This window comes from Blautia intestinihominis (assembly GCF_040096655.1).
Lineage (GTDB): Bacteria > Bacillota > Clostridia > Lachnospirales > Lachnospiraceae > Blautia_A > Blautia_A intestinihominis.
Window position 1 is genome coordinate 1 of sequence record NZ_JBBMEI010000064.1, and the last position, 17,809, is coordinate 17,809.

Annotated in this window: 19 protein-coding genes and 3 pseudogenes; 4 read left to right on the forward strand and 18 right to left on the reverse strand. The window is 40.1% G+C overall.

What is annotated here, in order from left to right:
• Positions 1 to 230: 230 nt before the first annotated feature.
• Complete coding sequence (locus WMO75_RS15250; protein WP_349078402.1) at positions 231 to 389, forward strand: hypothetical protein; 159 nt, start codon at positions 231 to 233, stop codon at positions 387 to 389.
• Positions 390 to 461: 72 nt separating this feature from the next.
• Here the strand turns inward: WMO75_RS15250 and WMO75_RS15255 are convergent, their stop codons facing one another.
• The 5 genes from WMO75_RS15255 to WMO75_RS15275 all read right to left on the reverse strand — a co-directional run bounded on the left by WMO75_RS15255 (position 462) and on the right by WMO75_RS15275 (position 5,498).
• Positions 462 to 2,795 carry an ABC transporter permease gene (locus WMO75_RS15255; RefSeq protein ID WP_349078406.1) on the reverse strand — a complete coding sequence of 778 codons (2,334 nt, stop codon included), beginning with the start codon at positions 2,793 to 2,795 and terminating at the stop codon, positions 462 to 464.
• The gene (locus tag WMO75_RS15260; RefSeq protein WP_055066049.1) at positions 2,792 to 3,475 is read right to left on the reverse strand and encodes an ABC transporter ATP-binding protein; all 684 of its coding nucleotides are present in this window, start codon (positions 3,473 to 3,475) and stop codon (positions 2,792 to 2,794) included. The genes WMO75_RS15255 and WMO75_RS15260 overlap by 4 nt, the downstream gene beginning before the upstream one ends.
• A gap of 109 nt (positions 3,476 to 3,584) precedes the next feature.
• The gene (locus WMO75_RS15265; RefSeq protein ID WP_349078408.1) at positions 3,585 to 4,622 is read right to left on the reverse strand and encodes a sensor histidine kinase; all 1,038 of its coding nucleotides are present in this window, start codon (positions 4,620 to 4,622) and stop codon (positions 3,585 to 3,587) included.
• 8 nt (positions 4,623 to 4,630) lie between these two features.
• Positions 4,631 to 5,317, reverse strand: coding sequence for a response regulator transcription factor (locus WMO75_RS15270; RefSeq protein WP_118254091.1), 687 nt, complete (start codon positions 5,315 to 5,317; stop codon positions 4,631 to 4,633).
• Positions 5,310 to 5,498, reverse strand: a complete 189-nt coding sequence (locus tag WMO75_RS15275; RefSeq protein WP_349078411.1) for a helix-turn-helix domain-containing protein — start codon at positions 5,496 to 5,498, stop codon at positions 5,310 to 5,312. The genes WMO75_RS15270 and WMO75_RS15275 overlap by 8 nt, the downstream gene beginning before the upstream one ends.
• A gap of 164 nt (positions 5,499 to 5,662) precedes the next feature.
• Here WMO75_RS15275 and WMO75_RS15280 point away from each other — a divergent pair, with 164 nt between their 5' ends.
• Positions 5,663 to 6,019 (forward strand): helix-turn-helix domain-containing protein, encoded by a 357-nt coding sequence (locus WMO75_RS15280; RefSeq protein ID WP_005337966.1) that lies wholly within the window; start codon positions 5,663 to 5,665, stop codon positions 6,017 to 6,019.
• 222 nt (positions 6,020 to 6,241) lie between these two features.
• Here WMO75_RS15280 and WMO75_RS15285 read toward each other — a convergent pair.
• A pseudogene (locus tag WMO75_RS15285) lies at positions 6,242 to 6,625 on the reverse strand (relaxase/mobilization nuclease domain-containing protein); the annotation flags it as partial.
• Entirely contained in the window at positions 6,571 to 6,777 is a 207-nt protein-coding gene (locus WMO75_RS15290; RefSeq protein ID WP_118699259.1) for a hypothetical protein, read from the reverse strand. The pseudogene WMO75_RS15285 and the gene WMO75_RS15290, both read right to left, overlap by 55 nt.
• Positions 6,778 to 6,908: 131 nt before the next feature.
• Between WMO75_RS15290 and WMO75_RS15295 the strand changes: the two genes are divergently transcribed.
• On the forward strand, positions 6,909 to 8,321 hold the full coding sequence (locus tag WMO75_RS15295) for an ATP-binding protein (RefSeq protein ID WP_118699258.1): 1,413 nt from the start codon (positions 6,909 to 6,911) through the stop codon (positions 8,319 to 8,321).
• Between the two features lie 71 nt (positions 8,322 to 8,392).
• Here the strand turns inward: WMO75_RS15295 and WMO75_RS15300 are convergent, their stop codons facing one another.
• From WMO75_RS15300 to WMO75_RS15350, 11 genes and pseudogenes are all read right to left on the reverse strand, one after another.
• The gene (locus tag WMO75_RS15300) at positions 8,393 to 8,668 is read right to left on the reverse strand and encodes a CD1845 family protein (protein ID WP_270497479.1); all 276 of its coding nucleotides are present in this window, start codon (positions 8,666 to 8,668) and stop codon (positions 8,393 to 8,395) included.
• 142 nt (positions 8,669 to 8,810) lie between these two features.
• Positions 8,811 to 8,981: pseudogene (locus WMO75_RS15305) on the reverse strand (helix-turn-helix transcriptional regulator); the annotation flags it as partial.
• Between the two features lie 125 nt (positions 8,982 to 9,106).
• Entirely contained in the window at positions 9,107 to 10,483 is a 1,377-nt protein-coding gene (locus tag WMO75_RS15310) for a sensor histidine kinase (protein WP_349078416.1), read from the reverse strand.
• Positions 10,471 to 11,133 carry a response regulator transcription factor gene (locus tag WMO75_RS15315; protein WP_349078418.1) on the reverse strand — a complete coding sequence of 221 codons (663 nt, stop codon included), beginning with the start codon at positions 11,131 to 11,133 and terminating at the stop codon, positions 10,471 to 10,473. Before WMO75_RS15315 ends, WMO75_RS15310 begins: the two co-directional genes overlap by 13 nt.
• 14 nt (positions 11,134 to 11,147) lie before the next feature.
• Positions 11,148 to 11,888 (reverse strand): lantibiotic immunity ABC transporter MutG family permease subunit, encoded by a 741-nt coding sequence (locus tag WMO75_RS15320; RefSeq protein WP_005330844.1) that lies wholly within the window; start codon positions 11,886 to 11,888, stop codon positions 11,148 to 11,150.
• Between the two features lies 1 nt (position 11,889).
• Entirely contained in the window at positions 11,890 to 12,621 is a 732-nt protein-coding gene (locus WMO75_RS15325) for a lantibiotic immunity ABC transporter MutE/EpiE family permease subunit (RefSeq protein WP_349078421.1), read from the reverse strand.
• Positions 12,614 to 13,327: a lantibiotic protection ABC transporter ATP-binding protein gene (locus WMO75_RS15330; protein WP_349078428.1), complete on the reverse strand. Its 714-nt coding sequence runs from the start codon at positions 13,325 to 13,327 to the stop codon at positions 12,614 to 12,616. The genes WMO75_RS15325 and WMO75_RS15330 overlap by 8 nt, the downstream gene beginning before the upstream one ends.
• A 104-nt stretch (positions 13,328 to 13,431) precedes the next feature.
• Positions 13,432 to 14,190: a class I SAM-dependent methyltransferase gene (locus WMO75_RS15335; RefSeq protein ID WP_243149185.1), complete on the reverse strand. Its 759-nt coding sequence runs from the start codon at positions 14,188 to 14,190 to the stop codon at positions 13,432 to 13,434.
• Positions 14,191 to 14,213: 23 nt separating this feature from the next.
• Positions 14,214 to 14,840 (reverse strand): GNAT family N-acetyltransferase, encoded by a 627-nt coding sequence (locus WMO75_RS15340; RefSeq protein WP_349078423.1) that lies wholly within the window; start codon positions 14,838 to 14,840, stop codon positions 14,214 to 14,216.
• A gap of 114 nt (positions 14,841 to 14,954) precedes the next feature.
• Positions 14,955 to 15,959 carry a ribosome small subunit-dependent GTPase A gene (gene rsgA / locus WMO75_RS15345; RefSeq protein ID WP_349078425.1) on the reverse strand — a complete coding sequence of 335 codons (1,005 nt, stop codon included), beginning with the start codon at positions 15,957 to 15,959 and terminating at the stop codon, positions 14,955 to 14,957.
• 69 nt (positions 15,960 to 16,028) lie between these two features.
• A complete protein-coding gene (locus WMO75_RS15350) occupies positions 16,029 to 16,610 on the reverse strand; it encodes a TetR/AcrR family transcriptional regulator (RefSeq protein ID WP_349078426.1) in 582 nt (193 codons plus the stop codon).
• Positions 16,611 to 16,727: 117 nt separating this feature from the next.
• Here WMO75_RS15350 and WMO75_RS15355 point away from each other — a divergent pair.
• A pseudogene (locus WMO75_RS15355) lies at positions 16,728 to 17,809 on the forward strand (MobA/MobL family protein); the annotation flags it as partial.

Below are 17,809 nucleotides of genomic sequence, written 5' to 3' on the forward strand. Positions count from 1 at the left end.
AATTTTCTTCATTATGTACCTCCATTTCGATTCACGGGTGATTGACGGGTGAATCGAATGGAGGCGGAGACCGACACTGGCAGACAACCGGGTCATCTCCGAAAAAATGGCAACAAAAAACGCCAGATTTCCGTGAGGGAAAACTGGCGCGCCAAGAACAGTCATTATTATACTGAATTACATGGAACGATAATGCCGATGCAATGTTATACTTGCCCGGAGGAGGAGCAATGCTTTTTTTAACTGATGTAGATTATGTGAGCTTTGAAAAAGCAAACGAGACACGGCAAAATAACCTCCAATCGGCTACCGTGTCCCTGCAAGTCGTCATAGGATTGTGTAAACGCAAAGAAACGGCGGCTCTGAAAATCAAAGCCGCCGTTTCATAGGCGCGTGGAAATGTGTCTGCTGTACGACGGCTTTTTTTCTTTTGCCGTCGTCCGGCAGATTAACATATGAAACTATAATTCGTTGATGGTTGCAGTAATTGGCATATTGCGAATTCTCTTTGCAGGAGCATAAACGGACACAATAGCAGATATGAAGATAAAGGCAACGACAATTCCAAACCACAGGATAGGAAATCTCCACTCAATTCCAAAATAATGTGTAATTAGACGATTATATAAAAATCGACTAAGCGGGAGTCCAATGCCACATCCAACTATCAAACCAGAAATTGCATAGGTGTACGCTTCCGCAGAAATCATTCGTTTAAGCTGCCTATTATCCATACCAACAGCTCGCATTGCACCATACTGCTTAATTCGTGCAGATACACTCATAGAGATACTATTGACGATATTAAACAGCGAAATAACTCCGATAATAGCTAAGAAGCCATAACAAACAATTCGTGCAGCCCAATATGTAGCATTATTTTGTTTATTGCCTTCACGCTGATCTGTAATGATAATATCATCGTTTTCAAGACTTCTAATTTCTGCTATTGTTTCTTCAGTAGCGTTTGAATCTAACTGAATTCCAATAAGGCCATACTTTGTACCGCCCATGATACGGTCAAATGTTTCCTGTGAGCAAATAATAATCAAATCATCTCCGAATAACCCTTGTGATAGAGCGCAAGTAATCTCAACTTCTTCGCCTGCAAGCTGGATGGTATCACCGATGTGCAAGGAATTGTTTCTATTAAATACGGTTGCCACTTTGTTACTGTTCCCGTAAACTGTATCTAATGATCCCTGAGCAATACTACCTTTTGAGTAATCCAGAAGTGTATCATCATAAGAAACAATATTGATATGGTCTATTCCTGCTCTTGAAGATGTTGCAGGAATGTTTTCTACATAGCTACTTCCATAAGCATTTGCAACCCCATCTATTTTTTTGATTTCATCGACCAGGTTGCGCTCAATATCCATTTTATTTGCATAACTGGATAATGCTATATCGGCTGATGTGACACTCAACGATGGAACAAGTTGCTTTGCAAAATCTAAAATTACAGAAAAAGAAAAAACCAGCATAATAGTCAGTGCAAAGGAAGCCGTCATCAGAAACCAGTTTTTCTTTTTTTCAACCGCATGATGTATGCCAAGTGAATTATCAATTTTTCCTAAGCTAAACTTGATAGCGTGTTTAACAGAAGATTTATTATCTACATTGCCAGAAACCGCAGATATGGGTGAAACTTTAGCAGCCCGCTTTGCTGGGGATTGTGCTGCTAAAAATACTGTTACCACTCCAACAACTACGCCACTGAAAAATCCAACAGGGCTGATCTGAAAGACTGGCGTTGTAGAAAATTCTCCACCAATTCCATAATGAAGTGTGGCACAAATAATCCAACTAATTATTGTTCCAAAAACCACTCCAATAGGTACCGCGGTTTTACACCAGTTCAATGCCTCCAAACGGACAAAGCGGATAATTTGTTGACGACTTGCACCAATGCAACGCAACATTCCAAAAAATTGAGTTCGTTGCGCAATGATGCTATTCATACTGCCAGAAATCATCAATATTCCTGCCAACAACACTAAAACAAATAGAATTGCTGCCAATCCGTACATACTCTGCATCGCTGTATTGTTGCTTTGCCCAGCCATGCCCATAACGCCGGTATTTTCAGAAATACTCCCATCGGATAATTGGTACTGTGTCTGTAGTTCTGTTATTGCATTTGCCGCTTTCGCTGCACTTTCAAACTGCACATAATAAGTCAACTCATTGTTTGTTACTCCGTTTTGTGCCATAACAGAAGTAAATGCACTTTGTGTCAGATAAGAGCCTATCAAATAAGTCTGATTGTTATAATAGCTTTCATCATCTGTGCCAAAGCCAGAGATTGTAAATGTCCGATATCCAGCAGGGGTATGTAAGGTTACACTATCCCCAAGCTGTACTCCTAAAGCAGTTACAGAATTAGGTGTAAGCATAACTTCCTCATCATTTGCCGGAAATGTTCCTTCTACAATTCCATTTGAAATCTGAGTAATATAGACTTCATCGGTGCCATACAAAACAGTTCGTTTTTCGTTGACTCGGTACGGTTGTTCTCCTTCAAAATTAAATTGAGAAGCTACACCAACTGCTGTAACATCTGAACGATTACTGATTTCATCCGCATTGTTCTGTGAAATATTTTTTATTGCAATGTGCCAGTTTCCGTGGTTACTTATCATAAAATCGCTTTCTGTTCGTATCATCATGTCAGCAACACTGAAAATAGCTGTGACAAGAAACACCGAAATGATAATACACAAGACAGTCATACGATTTTGCCGCTTGCGCACCTTTGCGGAGATGGGAATGAGACTAAGATAGCTTTTCATTCACGGCACCTCCCAAAATCAGTCAAAGTGCCATCCGATACCTGTAATACCCGGTCTGCCGTTTGCGCAATACTGCGGTTGTGGGTAATCATAATGATGGTCTGCTCGTATTTTTTCGATGTTTCTTTGAGCAATGCTATGACCTCACTGCTGTTTTGTGAGTCCAAATTTCCTGTTGGCTCGTCTGCCAGAATCAGAGAAGGACGGGTAATCAATGCACGGCCAATCGCCACTCTCTGCTGTTGACCGCCGGAAAGCTGACTGGGTAAATGATTACGACGATCTTTCAAATTCAAAACCGTCAGCAGTTCCTCCAAATATCTCTTGTCCGGCTTTTGATAATCCAGCAACAGCGGAAAAATCATATTTTGTTCCACCGTCAACTCCGGGATAAGGTTAAACGCCTGAAAGATAAAGCCGATATTCCTGCGGCGAAATACCGTCAGTTTTCGGTCATTCATGGAAAAAATGTCCTTACCATCAATCAGCACCTTTCCCGAAGTTGGCATATCCAGCGCACCGATCATATTCAGCAGTGTGCTTTTACCCGAACCAGATTCTCCGACGATTGCCACATATTCTCCCTTAGGAACAGAAAAGCTAACATTCCTAAGCGCTTTTACAGCAGTTTCACCGCTGCCATAGGTCTTACAAATATTCTTGACCTCTAATAAATTCATGGTGCAAACACCTCTTTCTTATGTTCTTGCGATGTAGACAGGTAAGCTTCATTTCCTGTCTACGATTGAAAGAATAGCACTGAAATATTACTGTAACCCTACAATCATCCTACAATTTTGTAGGAATCAGAAAATTTATCGTGAAACTTGTCCCTCTGCCCAATTCACTGTCTACCTCGATTGCTCCTCCATGTGCTTCAATGACTGCTTTCGCAAGCGGAAGGCCCAGACCGATACCCTGTGTATCTTTTGAAAAACGGCTGCGATAAAAACGCTTGAAAATATGGTATATATCTTCCGGGTGGATGCCACATCCATTGTCCTTTACCACAATTTGAATACCTGATGGCAACGCCCTCCATGTAATGCCAATGACAGCACCACTTTCCGTATGGTCAAACGCATTTTTCACAATATTGTCGATTGCCTCAGACAGCCAATCACGATCACAAAAAAGAGAAAGATAATCCGAGCCAGACAGAATGATTTTCTTCTTTTCCTGTCTTGCTCTATATGCAAAATGCAGTTCAATATCCCGCATCATATCCGCCACATTCTCTGTGGCCTTTTCCAGCACGATGGCACCGGCATCCAGTTTTGTAATCTTGAGCAAGTTTTGCACCAGTGTTTCAATGCGGTCAAGTTCCTGTTCGGATAAATCAGCAAATTCTTTTACAGCACTTAATTCCATATCCCCGTCTTGAAGCAGACCATTATAAATATTCAAAGCAGCCAGCGGTGTTTTCAGTTGATGGGAAATATCAGAGATTGTATTTTTCAAAAATTCCTTTTCCCGGAGTTCGTTATCCGCGTGAGCATTTAAGACAGCCGCCAGAGAATTGACGGTATGAAACAACCGATATAGTTCGCCCTCATCATCACATTCAATACGGGCATTGTGATTGCCGTCAAGATACGCATTGATCTGTGATACCGCCTGTTCCATGACTTGATTTTGCTTTTTGAAATAAGAACAACCCACCTCCAATATCGCTCCTCCTGACAATACGAAAACAAGCAATAGGAACAAAGAAAACCGCTGATAGCACAACCATAAGAACCCTTGTGTCAACAGAAGGGAGGCTACCCAAATAACGGATACTGCAAGAAACAATTTTTTGATTTCTTTGTTTACAAATATTTTCATAGACCACCTCACCCAATCACATTCCATTTGTATCCCATTCCCCGAACTGTCAGGAGCATTTGCGGTTCACTCGGATTATCCTCAATCTTTATACGCAGCCGCCTCATATATACGGTAAGGGTACTGCTGTCAATATAATTTCCATCGCAGTCCCATAGCTTATCTAAAATCTGTTCTTTGGTAAGTACCATGTTCGGGTTTTTCATAAATAGACACAGCAACTTATATTCTGCGGCAGTCAAATCCAATAGCTTTCCATTCTTAAACGCCTGCCCTTGCAGCAAAAGCACTTTCATTCCGTTGGATTCCAGTTGTGTATCTGCGGAGCTGAAATCTTTTGCCCGACGAAGCAGTGCATTTACTCTGGATACTAACACTCCCAGCTTAAACGGTTTTGTAATATAATCATCTCCACCAATGTCCAAACCCATGATAATGTTCATTTCTTCATCTGCCGCCGTCAAAAAAATGATGGGGACTTTGGAAACTTGCCGCACCTTTTTGCAAAATTCAAATCCGGTGCCATCCGGCAGGGATACATCAAGCACCAGCAAATCATATTTTCCATCCACCCACAAACTATCTGCTTCTTTGAGGGTTCTGGCAACAACTAATTCAAATCCTTGTTTTTTGAACGCAAAAGAAAGCCCGTTAATCAGGCTCAAATCATCTTCAAGAAGTAATATATTACTCATGCTTTTGCTCCTTTCCTTGTTTTGTCCGGCCATCAATCGGCTTTTCCGCAGTTTTAGGGATCAGCCAAACACCGGCCATTTTCACAGCGCCGGGGATACGCCCACCAGCACAATAATAATTTACCCTACGAGGTGTCATGCCCCACTTTTCGGCGGCCTCTTTCAATGTCATATAGTCCATTTCGCACCTCCACAGAGTACATTATAGTTCTTTGCCTCGAACAATACAAGCTTATCACCAATCGCAGCTTTATAAAATCGGCATAATCGTACAGTTTTCCAGGCATAATAAGGTCATTCCATCATATAAACCGGAACGATACAATATTATTGAGGTGAACGATTATGCCGATTGATGATTTAACTGCTTTAGGGCAAAAAATGCGGGAAGCCCGAAAGAATAAAGAACTGACACAACAGGAACTTTCTGATCTGAGCCATGTTTCTGTAAAGCAAATCGCCAATATCGAAAAAGGGAAAATGAATCCTTCCTATTTGATTTTGAGAGCATTGGCAAAGGTCCTGCACATCTCTTTAGATACACTTATAAATCCAGATGTTTCTCTGGAGGATGAGGGTGTCAATCAGATGAAAATGCTTTATTCCAGCTGTCCGCCAGAAATGCGTGACACCCTGCTGCATCACACCCAGGAAACGGTGAAAGAACTGACAGAGTTGTCCGAAAAATTTGAAACGAATTGAGCCAGTGAGTGAAATTTAACGATTCTCTCACTGGTTCTTTTCAATTTCGGAGAAAAGAGGCAAGCAATGCCTGTGTTAATACACACAGGCCCGCAGGGAAGAAAATCCCTTTGTGATTTTCCTCTCCGCTTGCTTGTTGAGGGCAGCGCCCCCAAGCCCCTTTGAACACAGAATATCATTCTGTGGCTGCGCGTTCTGCGAACGCTTTTGACCAGGACCAGCTTACCGCTGGCCGTGGTCTTTTTCTTTTTCAACATCCTGTTCTACCTCCATTTTCAGCACCCGATCTACATTGGCCTTTGCCGTTAAAAGTTCTCGCATTTCCTCACGGGAATGCCGATACTCGGCATAGGTCTTTTTCTTTTCTTCCAGCAATTTCGCGTACTCCGTCTGCAACTCTTTGACCTTGGGCAGCTTCTTGACGCCCATCTCATCAAAGGCATTCTTAGCAGCCTGGTGGAGCAGAATTTCTTCCTCGTGTTCCTCCCGGAATTTCTTAGAGTAGCCCGCCTTGCGGTATGCCACATAGACCTCACGGGTCTTGGCATAATTTACGATGTGAGTACGCAGAACAGCGATCTCTGCCATGCGCTTTTCAGCCGCTTTGCCAGAAGGAACTCTGCATCCGCAGTCCGGCTGTCACACGCATAACTGGTAATGAGTTTGCCGTTATCTGTTTTCTGTGGATTTGCTACATAGTCGATGATGTCACTGATCGCCCGACTTTCTGTGCGGCCTTTGCCGACATGAAGCGGCATGATTCTTTAGTTGCCATAAAAAGCCCTCCTCTCAAAATATTTTCTCTGAACTCTTTGTGCCTATCGTTGAAATAAACTCTCCTTATGGGTATAATATAAAGAAACTACCAATACCTCAAAGGAGGGATTTTATGATAGAACAGCTCATTGCTGAAGCAACCGAATGTGATTTCAAAGTTGCACTTGAAATAAAGAAACCCAAAAGCTGGTTAAAAAGTGTCAGTTCCTTTTCTAATGGAATCGGCGGAACTCTGTTTTTCGGAATCTCTGATGACCGGAAACCTATTGGCTTGTCCGATGTTCAAAAGGATGCTGAGGCGATCAGCCGCTTAATCAAAGAACGAATCACACCATTACCTCAGTTTATCTTAAAACCATTACAGGAAGATGGTAAAAATCTATTAGCTCTGGAGGTTTCTCCCGGCCGCAGCACCCCATATTATTACAAGGCAGACGGCGTGATGGAAGCATATATCCGTGTTGGAAATGAAAGCGTAATTGCCCCTGATTACATTGTGAATGAACTAATCTTAAAGGGAACCAATCAGTCCTTTGATACCCTAACAACAGACGCGGTAAAAAAGGATTACAGCTTTACACTTTTGGAAGCAACCTATCTGGAACGGACCGGTCTCCGCTTTGAGCCATCCGATTATGTTTCCTTTGGTTTGACTGATAAAAATGGACTCCTGACCAATGCCGGAAAACTCATGACCGATCAGTACACGGTTTATAACTCCCGTATGTTCTGTACCCGGTGGAATGGCTTGGAAAAAGGCTCTATCTTTGATGATGCGCTGGACGATAAAGAATACGAGGGAAATTTGATTTATTTACTGAACAGCGGCAGTGAATTTATTCGCAATAATTCCAAAGTCCGTTTTGTCAAAAAGGCACAGTATCGTGTAGACAAACCGGATTATGCTGAACGAGCTGTGACAGAGGCTCTTGTTAATGCGCTTATCCATCGTGATTATATTGTGCTTGGCAGCGAAATCCATATTGATATGTTTGATGATCGGGTGGAAATCACATCTCCGGGCGGTATGTTTGGCGGCGGCTCAATTCAGGAATACGATATTTACAGTATCCGTTCCATGCGACGAAACCCTGTGATTGCTGACCTGTTCCACCGCATGAAGTACATGGAACGCCGTGGAAGTGGCCTACGCAAAATCGTCAGTGAAACTGAAAAGCTGCCTGGATACACAGCGGCATATAAGCCTGAATTTTCCTCAACAGCGACAGATTTCAGAGTCATCTTGAAAAATGTAAACTACATCATGTGCGGTGCTTCCGCACATGATACAGCACATGATGCCGCACATGATACATCTGTGATCAGCAAACAAAACTTGCTATTGAAATTTTGTGCAGACCCTAAAAGTCGAGATGAAATGCAAGCATATATTAATGTTTCCAGCCGTTCTCACTTCAGCAAATATTACCTCAAGCCTTTATTATCTTCTGGTAAACTTGAAATGATGTTTCCAGACAAACCCAAAAGCAAAAACCAGAAATACACTACCGTTCATTCCAAATAACCAAGAAGCAGGGCACTGGGTCTCATCTCCCATTGTCCTGCTTCTTTTCATTCCAAATTTATTCACATCATTTACCCATACATCCAATCCTGGATCGCAAATTTCAAATCCTGCACCTTACCCAACAGCCAGATCGCCGCAAGCGGCAATCCCATCGGGCTAATCAAAAAAGCTATAACCAACAAAATCACACCATTCTGCGGGGAATAGGTAATAATCACAGCTGCGCCAAGCAGAGCAATTACCGTGCTTAGTAGACCAAGCACCAGACTGGATATGTAGATCAGCCCCGTGCAGAGCCAAACAAAAAGCGTCAACACCAAAATGACTGGTGCAGTTATGATCATCAGCAGACATTTCAAAAGGTATACTAATCAGCCCTAAAATACCAATAGTTAAAAATACAATACTATAATTTCTATCTTTTTTGAAAGGAGTTTTATTGTTATCAATTTTTTCAACAACGTCTCCTGACTTTAACATTTCATCAACTGGAATATCAAATTTCTCACTTATTAGAATAAATGTATTAATATTTGGAACAGAGACTCCCATTTCCCAGTTAGAAATAGTCTGCCTGGAAACATTGAGGTCTTCAGCAACCTGTTCCTGTGTAAGTTTCTTTATAGTACGAGCATTTTTAATTTTATCAGCTATCATAATTCTGTATACCTCCTTTCTTCCATGAGATTACAGCAAACGTAGTAGTAACGTCTATCAAAAGGCTTTTACATATTAGATAAAATCATGTAAAATTTCTTTTACATAGCTTAATTGCAGTCTATTTAGCTTGTTTCTTGACTACTCATGAAAAATATTTTTACTTTCGCCCCACCTGTATTTTCAGAATTTGAAAGTTTAATCCCTCCGCCATATTTTTCAGCCACAGTTTTTGCAAAAAATAGCCCAATCCCATAATGGGCTTCTCCATTTCTACTTGTGTCATCCATAAAAAACTGCTCTGTGCCATGCAATAATGCTTCTTTTGTAAATCCTGATCCACTATCCTCCACAATGAATGTCAGCCGACCATCATGCTCCTTTGCACCAATATAAATGATTCCATTTTCTTTTGTATGCTCCACTGCATTCTGAATCACATTCATTACTGCCCGAAACATTTGATCATAGACAAGCATTACCTTTTTATCACTTTGCTTTGCCTTCCAATCTATTTTCTGGTGATAGATTTCTGCCAGCCCAAGTGCCTGCTCCTTTATATCTGTAAAAAAATCTTCTAACATCACCGTTGTATAGGTAACATCACTGCAATTCCATGATTTTGTGACATCTATCAACTGCTGGACATAACTTTGTATCTGTGTTGTACCGTTTAAAACATAGGTAATATTATTTTTCTGTTCCGTGGTCAGTTCAGTCTCTGAAAGTAGTTCTGCATTTCCCCTTACAATCGTAAGAGGTGTTTTAATATCATGCGCCAAAGCAGACATCTGCTGGTTCTTTTCCTGCTCTGTTTTCCATTGCTTTTCTAAGGATTCCCGCAATGCATCTCGCATATCATCGATTGCCGATAAACAATCATCAAACTCTTTGATACCGGAACCAGATGTCTCATACTCCAGGTTCTGATTCTTTATTTGATCGATGGCATCTAACACAGGCTGCATCTGCTTTTTGATTCTTTTTCCAAAACATATGGACGGAATGATGATAATCGCTATCGCTCCAATCACAGCCATAATACTCATCACATTCTGAGGTCCTATAAAATGCTCTCTCAAAAAAGCCGAATGATACTGAGGTGTCAGGCGATATTGCAAAACAACATATTCATTTTCCCTTGAAATTACTTTATAAAAATATTTCCCGGATGCGGTTCCATACTTTGCAACATTCCATGCTATCTGTTCGTATTGTTCTGGAAGATTTCCACCTATTTCCTCTCCCTTCTCTGAAAAAATGACATAATTACAAAGTGCAGGAATCATCTCAGCAGTCACTTTATCTGCATGCAAAATCGTATCATATGCTTCATTAATCTTTTGCTCCGCATAATTTGCCGGATAAATACAGCCCACACTAATCAAAAGGTACAGCAGCAGATAAGCAACAATCACCAAACCAACTAATGATCCAAGCATGACAAGTACATATCTCATAAAAATCCTGCTGAGTGCATTGCTTCTCTTTACTCTTCCCATTTATATCCAATCCCCCAGACTGTTTTTATCGGTATATAATCATAATCCGCAAATTTTGCTCTTATATTTTTGATATGCGTGATTATAGTACTGTCATTACTCTCATTGTCAAAGCCAAAGACCGCTTCCAATATCTGTTCCTTCGAGAAAACCTGTCCCCTGTTTTTAGCCAGAAATTCACAGATTTCGTACTCCGCTTTCGTAAGAGAAAGTTCCTTATCATCCATCAACAGTTTCTTTTGAGATATTTGAATGCAGACTCTCCCCAAAACCATCCGGACAGAATGTTCCCTGTGTTCTCTTCTGAGATGTGCATGAATCCTTGCCCGAAGTTCCATCACTCCAAATGGCTTTGAAATATAATCATCTGCTCCCAACGAAAGCCCATTCACCAGACTGTTTTCCTCTGTTTTTGCCGTAAGAAACAAAATCGGACAATCCACAAGTGTCCTGATTTTTTTGCATAACTCGAAGCCATCAATTCCAGGCATCATAATGTCAAGTAAAATCAGGTCATAACGATGTAATTCTTCCATATTAAGTTTCAGTGGATTACTTACTTTGGTAACCAGATGTCCATCCTTATTCAAAATGCTTTCTATCATTTCCAGAATTGCCGGTTCATCATCAACTGCCAGTATTTTTGCCATAGTTTCCCTCGATTCTATTCAGATATTCTGTTTCCTTCCCAGTGGTTTACCCACCAAAAATAGTATACCATACTAATCCCTGTAAATATTAAGCAACCTGGTATGAATGACAACCATTCACCTACACTAGTTTCTCCCAATACAGATTGCAGATAAGTATATGGTACTCTACCCGTCCAGCAGACAAATACATATTTCCACACATAATCTCCAAGTCCGGTAAGCATCAATGCACTAATTAGTCCTGATATAATCCCTGCTCCAATGGATACCCCTTTTCCAAACTGAAAAGCCAGAATCAGCTGCCACAGATAAAGTGGAACACTGCTTCCCCACAGCAGCAATGCTGCAAATATACATCCTTTCATGATTTCGATATCGCTTGATGCGATTCTTCCAAATCCAATTCCGAATATGATTGCTGTCAATAGGATAGAGCACAGACACAAAACCAGTAGCATCAACAGTTTCGATAAAAATGCTGCAGGTTTATCCGGTAAAGACAACAGATTTTGAAAATCACCTGCATTTTGTTCCTGTTCCATCACACTTGCTGTAAAAATTCCAATAAGTACCGGAAGTCCTGCTCCTATTGCCTGATAAAATGCAATCACTTTCATATTTTCATTCCATGGTGAAAAAAAGTAATATATTAAAAATATAACGCTGGTTATAATCGGAATCAGTAAGTGTGCCAGAATCACAGATGTTCCTTTCATCTTTCGCAAGTCTGCATTAAGAGATCTTCCAATCATCTTATTTCACCTCTCTTCTCTCAAACCATTTCAAAAACAGAACCGTTACAAAAACAAACCAGATGATTGAGAGACACATTCCCGGAACAATGACTCCCGTATCCAAAAGAGGATTCCCTGCTTCTGCGGCAAGTCCATTTGGTAAAACATGAAGCAACGGGCACATCATTCGCATAGGGATTGCAGAAACAAGTACATACCAGATTCTGGTTTGTGATATTACCACACCGCTGACGGTAATAAACAGGCAGACGAACAGGTTTACAATCATTCCAAATCGTTCACTTAAAAATAAAGCTACCGGAATCTCCCATAACTCAGAAACCGTCAGAAACAATACTGCAATCAACGCTCCTCCAACTGGAACATGTGTCGTTAGAAGAAAGCCTCCAAGCGTTGCTCCTGCAAACACAATCACATTAGAAAACAAAATCATGTACCCAATATAAATAATTTTCCCCAGCAACAATTTGCTTCTGTCTGTAGGAAGAGTCGTCAAATGATAATATTTTATCTTTTTCTCCTGCGCCACAGAAAGATAACAAAATAGAGCAATCATCCCCGGCAGCAAAAGTGTATACCACCAGTTCCAAACACTTTCTGCATAAGCATTTGTCATCCCAAGAGTAAATATAAATGCCATAACAAATGTAAGAAGAGGAAATCCCCAGATAAACTTTTTTCGCATGGTTCTTTTGGCTTTTTGATGTTCTGCTTTTATAATATTAACCATGGATTTCACCTGCTTTCTGGTTTTTTCTTACCACATTCATAAACAAATCTTCAAGATTATCTCCCTGCTTTAATGCTCCTTCGTATCCTAAGATTCCACCTGAAATAATCCCGACTTTATCTGCAAGTAACTGTACCTCTGAGAGAATATGACTGGAGAGAATTACAGTGATTCCCCGTTCCGGAAAAGACCGGATCAGCTCTCGTAATTCCTCGATGCCTATTGGATCTAATCCATTCGTAGGTTCATCCAATATCAAAAGTTCCGGTTCTCCAAGCAATGCCATTGCAATGCCTAGTCTTTGCTTCATCCCCAAAGAAAACTGTCCTGCTTTCTTCTTTCCGGTGTTTGTAAGTGATACAATCTGCAAGACCTCATCAATTCTGTTTTCATCTGTACCAAGCAATAATTGTCTTACCTTCAAATTCTCTCTGGCGGAGAGATTTTCATAAATTGGCGGATTTTCAATTAACGCCCCTATTTTTGACAAATCTTTCCTATTCCATGTTATTCCATCAAAGTAAATCTTGCCTGCAGTTGGTTTCATCATACCGGTCAGCATTTTCAATATGGTAGATTTACCAGCACCATTCGGTCCAAGCAGTCCATAAATCTGTCCCTTTTCTATATTAAGTGAAACATTATTTACCGCTTTCTGTTTTCTAAAATATTTACATAGATTTTGTGTCTGCAACATCATTTCCATCTTTGCCATCCTTCCTTCTATATTTCATTTCTTACTGAAATATAATCTATCAGGAAAAAATAAAGATTTGATGAAGATTGCTAAATAATTCGTCTACTCTATTTTTATTCTCGTATGGAATAAACCATCAATTGAATATCATTATCAGAACTCGGCTTTCCACTAAAATCAGCAAAACTGTTACAAATACGAAGTCCCAGTTTACCGAATATCTCCGTGATTTCATCCAAACTATATAACCTTATAGGATTTCCTTCTTTCATTTCAGGCTTATAAAGTGCTTCTCCATACATATAGTCTACCTGCCCATATATCAGCGTTTTTCTATCCTTCTCCCATTCAAAAGCAGATAATGTAAGTCCCTTTTCTCCCGCATCCCATAACTTGCAAGGGAAATGTGTTTGGGCATAGCTTCCATTCATGATATCCATAAAGTGCTTTCCACCATTTTTTAATGCTTTCGCAATGACAGAAAAAATCTTATGATTTTCCCCATCGTCTTCAAGATATCCTATTGCTCCATCCGCCATATTCAGCACAACATCAAATTCCTTATCAAATGTGATCGTGCGAATGTCCTGACAAATGAACTTTGCATTCAAATTTTCTTTTTTTGCCTGCTCGTTTGCATAATCTATGTACGCCGGTGTAATATCAATACCGGTAACATCATACCCACGTCTAGCAAACTCCAGTGAGTGCCGACCAAATCCACATGCAAGATCAAGTATTTTTTCCGTTCCTTTTAACTGTAACTGCTTGATTAGAAAATCTACTTGTCTGCCTGTATCTTCTACCCATGACATATTCTGAATATCCAGCGTCCAATTTTTCTGATACCAGTCTTTTTCCATTGCTTTCATCTAAATTTACCTCCTGCTTTTCATCATTCAAAAATCTGTCCCAGAAGTTTTTTCTTCTCCATATACGGGAACTCTCTATCAAATGCCTCTGCTTCCTTTTCATTTACCAGATACCCTGCCGGAGGTGCATACTCTCCTGTAATTCCATTAAGATATCCCGGTATCAGTTCTTTGCACAGAAAGAAAGATGCATCCTCGCCTTCCGGCAATCCATGATAGCGGATGCCAAACTCGCTTGCCTGTTTAAATCCGCTTTTTCCATAAAAATCAATATTTCCTTCAAAGCATACTACTCCGCATCCAAGCTCTTTTGCTTTTTCCAGAGAATAATCCAGTAAAATCTTTCCATACCCCTTCCTTTTAAGCTCCGGTGCAATACAGATCGGTCCCATGGTCATAATCGGAATACTTCTGCCATCATCGGCTGCAATCACAGCCTTCATAAACATGTTCTGTCCAATCAACTGTCCATCTAATGTCATGACAAAATCCAATTCTGGAACAAATGCCGGATCGTTGCGAAGCTGATGGAGTACATAATGCTCCAGACAACCTGGGCGATACACATTCCAGAAACTCTCCCTTACCAGATTTTCTACCTCATGGTATTCATTTTCTCTTTCCAATCGAATGATAATATTTTCCTTCATTTTCTTTTTCTCCATTTCTTTTTAACTCATGGTATTGCAATATAAAAAGCCACAATTCTAAATTCAAATCCTTTAGAATTAGCGGCTCTGCGTCTTTTGCGTCTGGCTCTTCATTTATTGTTTATAATTATGTTTATTTAATTTGGCAATCTGTTTGAATTTCCTTTTCTTAGCAGCAAGATAATCAACTGCATTTTTATTGTATGCATTCTCTGCTTTTAATCTCATGTACGCTCTATATCGTTCTTCTGTTATCAATCCATCTTTTACCGCTTGTCTTACTGCACAGCCGGACTCATTTCCATGAGAACAATCACTGAATCTACATTTTCCAACCAGTTCTTCAATATCAGAAAATGTATGATCAATCCCATCCTGAGCACTCCACATTCCAAGTTCCCTCATTCCCGGAGTATCAATCACCATTCCTTTTCCCGAAATCATAAAAAGCTCTCTATGTGTTGTGGTATGCCTGCCTTTATCATCATTTCGAAGACCACCTGTCTCCAGTTGATCTGTTCCAAGTACATGATTGATAAGTGAGGACTTTCCTACACCCGATGAGCCTACGAATGCAACCGTATGGTATTCCTTGAGATATTGATAAATCTGACTTAAACCAGCCTCGTCTACTATGGATGTTTCAATAATCGGTACCCCGATTGCTATATTTTCTATTTCTAACAGCTTTGTATCCACATCATCACATAAATCCACCTTGGTCAATACAATGACAGGCATAGCTCCACTGTCCCATGCAACAGATAGATATCTTTCCAGTCTCCTAACATTAAAATCGTTATTGAGTGACATACAGATAAATACAGTATCAATATTTGTAGCCACAATCTGTTCCACACTATTTGTTCCTGCCGCTTTCCTCATAAATTGGCTTTTTCTTGGTAGTACCTTTTGAATAACGGCTATATCGTTTTCATTCACACACTGCATAAGGACAAAATCTCCAACTGCCGGATAATCCGATGGACGTTCCGCTCCATACCGGAACTTTCTGGATACCCTTGCAGAATAATCTTCCTGGTCAGTTACAACCTGATAAAGCTCTCGCTCTTGCTGGATAACTCTTCCAAGCACATATTCGGGATATTCAGATGCCATACGATAATGTTCCTTGCCAGCTCCCCATTGTTCTAATCGCATAATTCTCCCTTCTCTCTCATTCGTTCCCTATATAATGCTGCTAATAGTTTTTTCAAACTTCTCTTTTATCCTTCTCTTATCCTTAGCACCATCATACAGACTGTAGTAAAAAAACATGATGGAATAAAACATGGTTGCTTTCTTATCTGCTTCCTCTATACTCATACTCTCGAACAGATCCTTCACGTATTCTACCGGACCAGACACAAGATACTGCTGATACAATGCCTGCATCTCTTCATTTCTAAATTGCTCTAACGTAAGCATCTTTCGGAATGATGATGCAAAATCGTTTTCTGTCCAATATGAAAACATAGATTTACTGTATTCCATGAAATTGTCCATGGAAGTCATCTCATATAGTTCAGCTTCATTTTCCTTTTTATCAGCAGGCATATCATATTCTCCTGCCTGTTCACCATCACCCTGCTCCATCTTTTTTATAACATGGTCAAAAATGTCTCTTTTACTCTTATAATGCCTATACAATGCACCTTTTGTCATACCAAGCTCACCCGCAATCTGACTGACAGAAACTGCTTCATATCCATCTCTCGCAAATAAATGTAATGCAACAATCAATATATCTTCTTTTGTAGTATTTGACATATCCACACCTCCTGCTTTTCAAAATAAACGACCGTTTACATTTTTAATTATAGTAAACGGTCGTTTATTTATCAAGATAGGGGATCTAAAAAAGCACTTTCGCCGAATACATCGTAAATACTCACTATAGTCCGACCATTAAATGAAAATGGAACATGGCAGTATAAAACAGAAAAAGAATATCTCTGTATCAAAGATGGGGAAGAAAAAGGATTTACAGCTACTGAATTCAAAGCTGCACAAAAAGATGGCTGGGAAAAGCAATACAGATATAAAGTTGAAAAAAAGAAAATTTATATGACCACATCCGACGCACAGGAAAAGGGCTATGACCGCATCGACAAGCATCCTAAAAGTAGCCGCTACGGCAGACAGAATCCTATTTCTGAACAATGGAACAGTGATGAGCAACTCTGTATCTGGAGAGCAAACTGGGCAGATGCCGTAAATAAAATGCTTGCCCATAATCAGATAAATGCCACCATTGATCACCGCAGCTTTGCAGAGCAGGGAATCACCGAACAGCCAACCATCCATGAAGGCTACATTGCCCAGAATATGGAAAAGAAAGGCATGATAGCAGACCGCTGTGAAATCAACCGTCAGATTCGTGCGGATAACAAAATGCTCCGAGAATTAAAAGCAAAGGTAGCAAAACTGGCTGAAGCTGTAGAAAAGTCTATTCCAATAATAGCTGAAACGTTAGAAGCAATCCGCAATCATATGATTTTTACACAGTATCATTTACTTCATAATGAGATGCAAAAAGAAGTGATCCATGACTGGATGAATCATTTTAATCCAATACTGAATAAATACAACACAGTTAAAAAGAAACTCAAAGCTAAAGTTACGGAACGGAAAGAACTGAATGTACAAAAGGATAAAACCAGTATTTTGAATCCCATCCAGCATATAAAATTAAATCAGCAGCTTACCACTATTACCGAAGAAATCGAAGAACTGAAATCAAGGAAAGAGCAGCTAATCTTCCAGGCAGAATGCTCTACCGATAAAGATATGACGAATCTATCCAAGAAATACGACCAGATGAATAACAATCTTGATATCCTAGATTCTCAGGACATCTCGCTCAAAAAACAGCTTGAAAAAGATGCCGCCGCTTTCCGGGAAGAAAAATTTCGTCCTGAACCTGAACAGTATACAGAATTGCTGGACACCAGAGTCCAGATACGTCC

Bases quoted from the DNA above. Each gene is read 5' to 3' on its own strand.
- WMO75_RS15250 (WP_349078402.1), top strand. From the start codon at position 231: ATGCTTTTTTTAACTGATGTAGATTATGTGAGCTTTGAAAAAGCAAAC.
- WMO75_RS15255 (WP_349078406.1), bottom strand. From the start codon at position 2,795: ATGAAAAGCTATCTTAGTCTCATTCCCATCTCCGCAAAGGTGCGCAAG.
- WMO75_RS15260 (WP_055066049.1), bottom strand. From the start codon at position 3,475: ATGAATTTATTAGAGGTCAAGAATATTTGTAAGACCTATGGCAGCGGT.
- WMO75_RS15265 (WP_349078408.1), bottom strand. From the start codon at position 4,622: ATGAAAATATTTGTAAACAAAGAAATCAAAAAATTGTTTCTTGCAGTA.
- WMO75_RS15270 (WP_118254091.1), bottom strand. From the start codon at position 5,317: ATGAGTAATATATTACTTCTTGAAGATGATTTGAGCCTGATTAACGGG.
- WMO75_RS15275 (WP_349078411.1), bottom strand. From the start codon at position 5,498: ATGGACTATATGACATTGAAAGAGGCCGCCGAAAAGTGGGGCATGACA.
- WMO75_RS15280 (WP_005337966.1), top strand. From the start codon at position 5,663: ATGCCGATTGATGATTTAACTGCTTTAGGGCAAAAAATGCGGGAAGCC.
- WMO75_RS15290 (WP_118699259.1), bottom strand. From the start codon at position 6,777: ATGCCGCTTCATGTCGGCAAAGGCCGCACAGAAAGTCGGGCGATCAGT.
- WMO75_RS15295 (WP_118699258.1), top strand. From the start codon at position 6,909: ATGATAGAACAGCTCATTGCTGAAGCAACCGAATGTGATTTCAAAGTT.
- WMO75_RS15300 (WP_270497479.1), bottom strand. From the start codon at position 8,668: ATGATCATAACTGCACCAGTCATTTTGGTGTTGACGCTTTTTGTTTGG.
- WMO75_RS15310 (WP_349078416.1), bottom strand. From the start codon at position 10,483: ATGGGAAGAGTAAAGAGAAGCAATGCACTCAGCAGGATTTTTATGAGA.
- WMO75_RS15315 (WP_349078418.1), bottom strand. From the start codon at position 11,133: ATGGCAAAAATACTGGCAGTTGATGATGAACCGGCAATTCTGGAAATG.
- WMO75_RS15320 (WP_005330844.1), bottom strand. From the start codon at position 11,888: ATGATTGGAAGATCTCTTAATGCAGACTTGCGAAAGATGAAAGGAACA.
- WMO75_RS15325 (WP_349078421.1), bottom strand. From the start codon at position 12,621: ATGGTTAATATTATAAAAGCAGAACATCAAAAAGCCAAAAGAACCATG.
- WMO75_RS15330 (WP_349078428.1), bottom strand. From the start codon at position 13,327: ATGGAAATGATGTTGCAGACACAAAATCTATGTAAATATTTTAGAAAA.
- WMO75_RS15335 (WP_243149185.1), bottom strand. From the start codon at position 14,190: ATGAAAGCAATGGAAAAAGACTGGTATCAGAAAAATTGGACGCTGGAT.
- WMO75_RS15340 (WP_349078423.1), bottom strand. From the start codon at position 14,840: ATGAAGGAAAATATTATCATTCGATTGGAAAGAGAAAATGAATACCAT.
- rsgA (WP_349078425.1), bottom strand. From the start codon at position 15,959: ATGGCATCTGAATATCCCGAATATGTGCTTGGAAGAGTTATCCAGCAA.
- WMO75_RS15350 (WP_349078426.1), bottom strand. From the start codon at position 16,610: ATGTCAAATACTACAAAAGAAGATATATTGATTGTTGCATTACATTTA.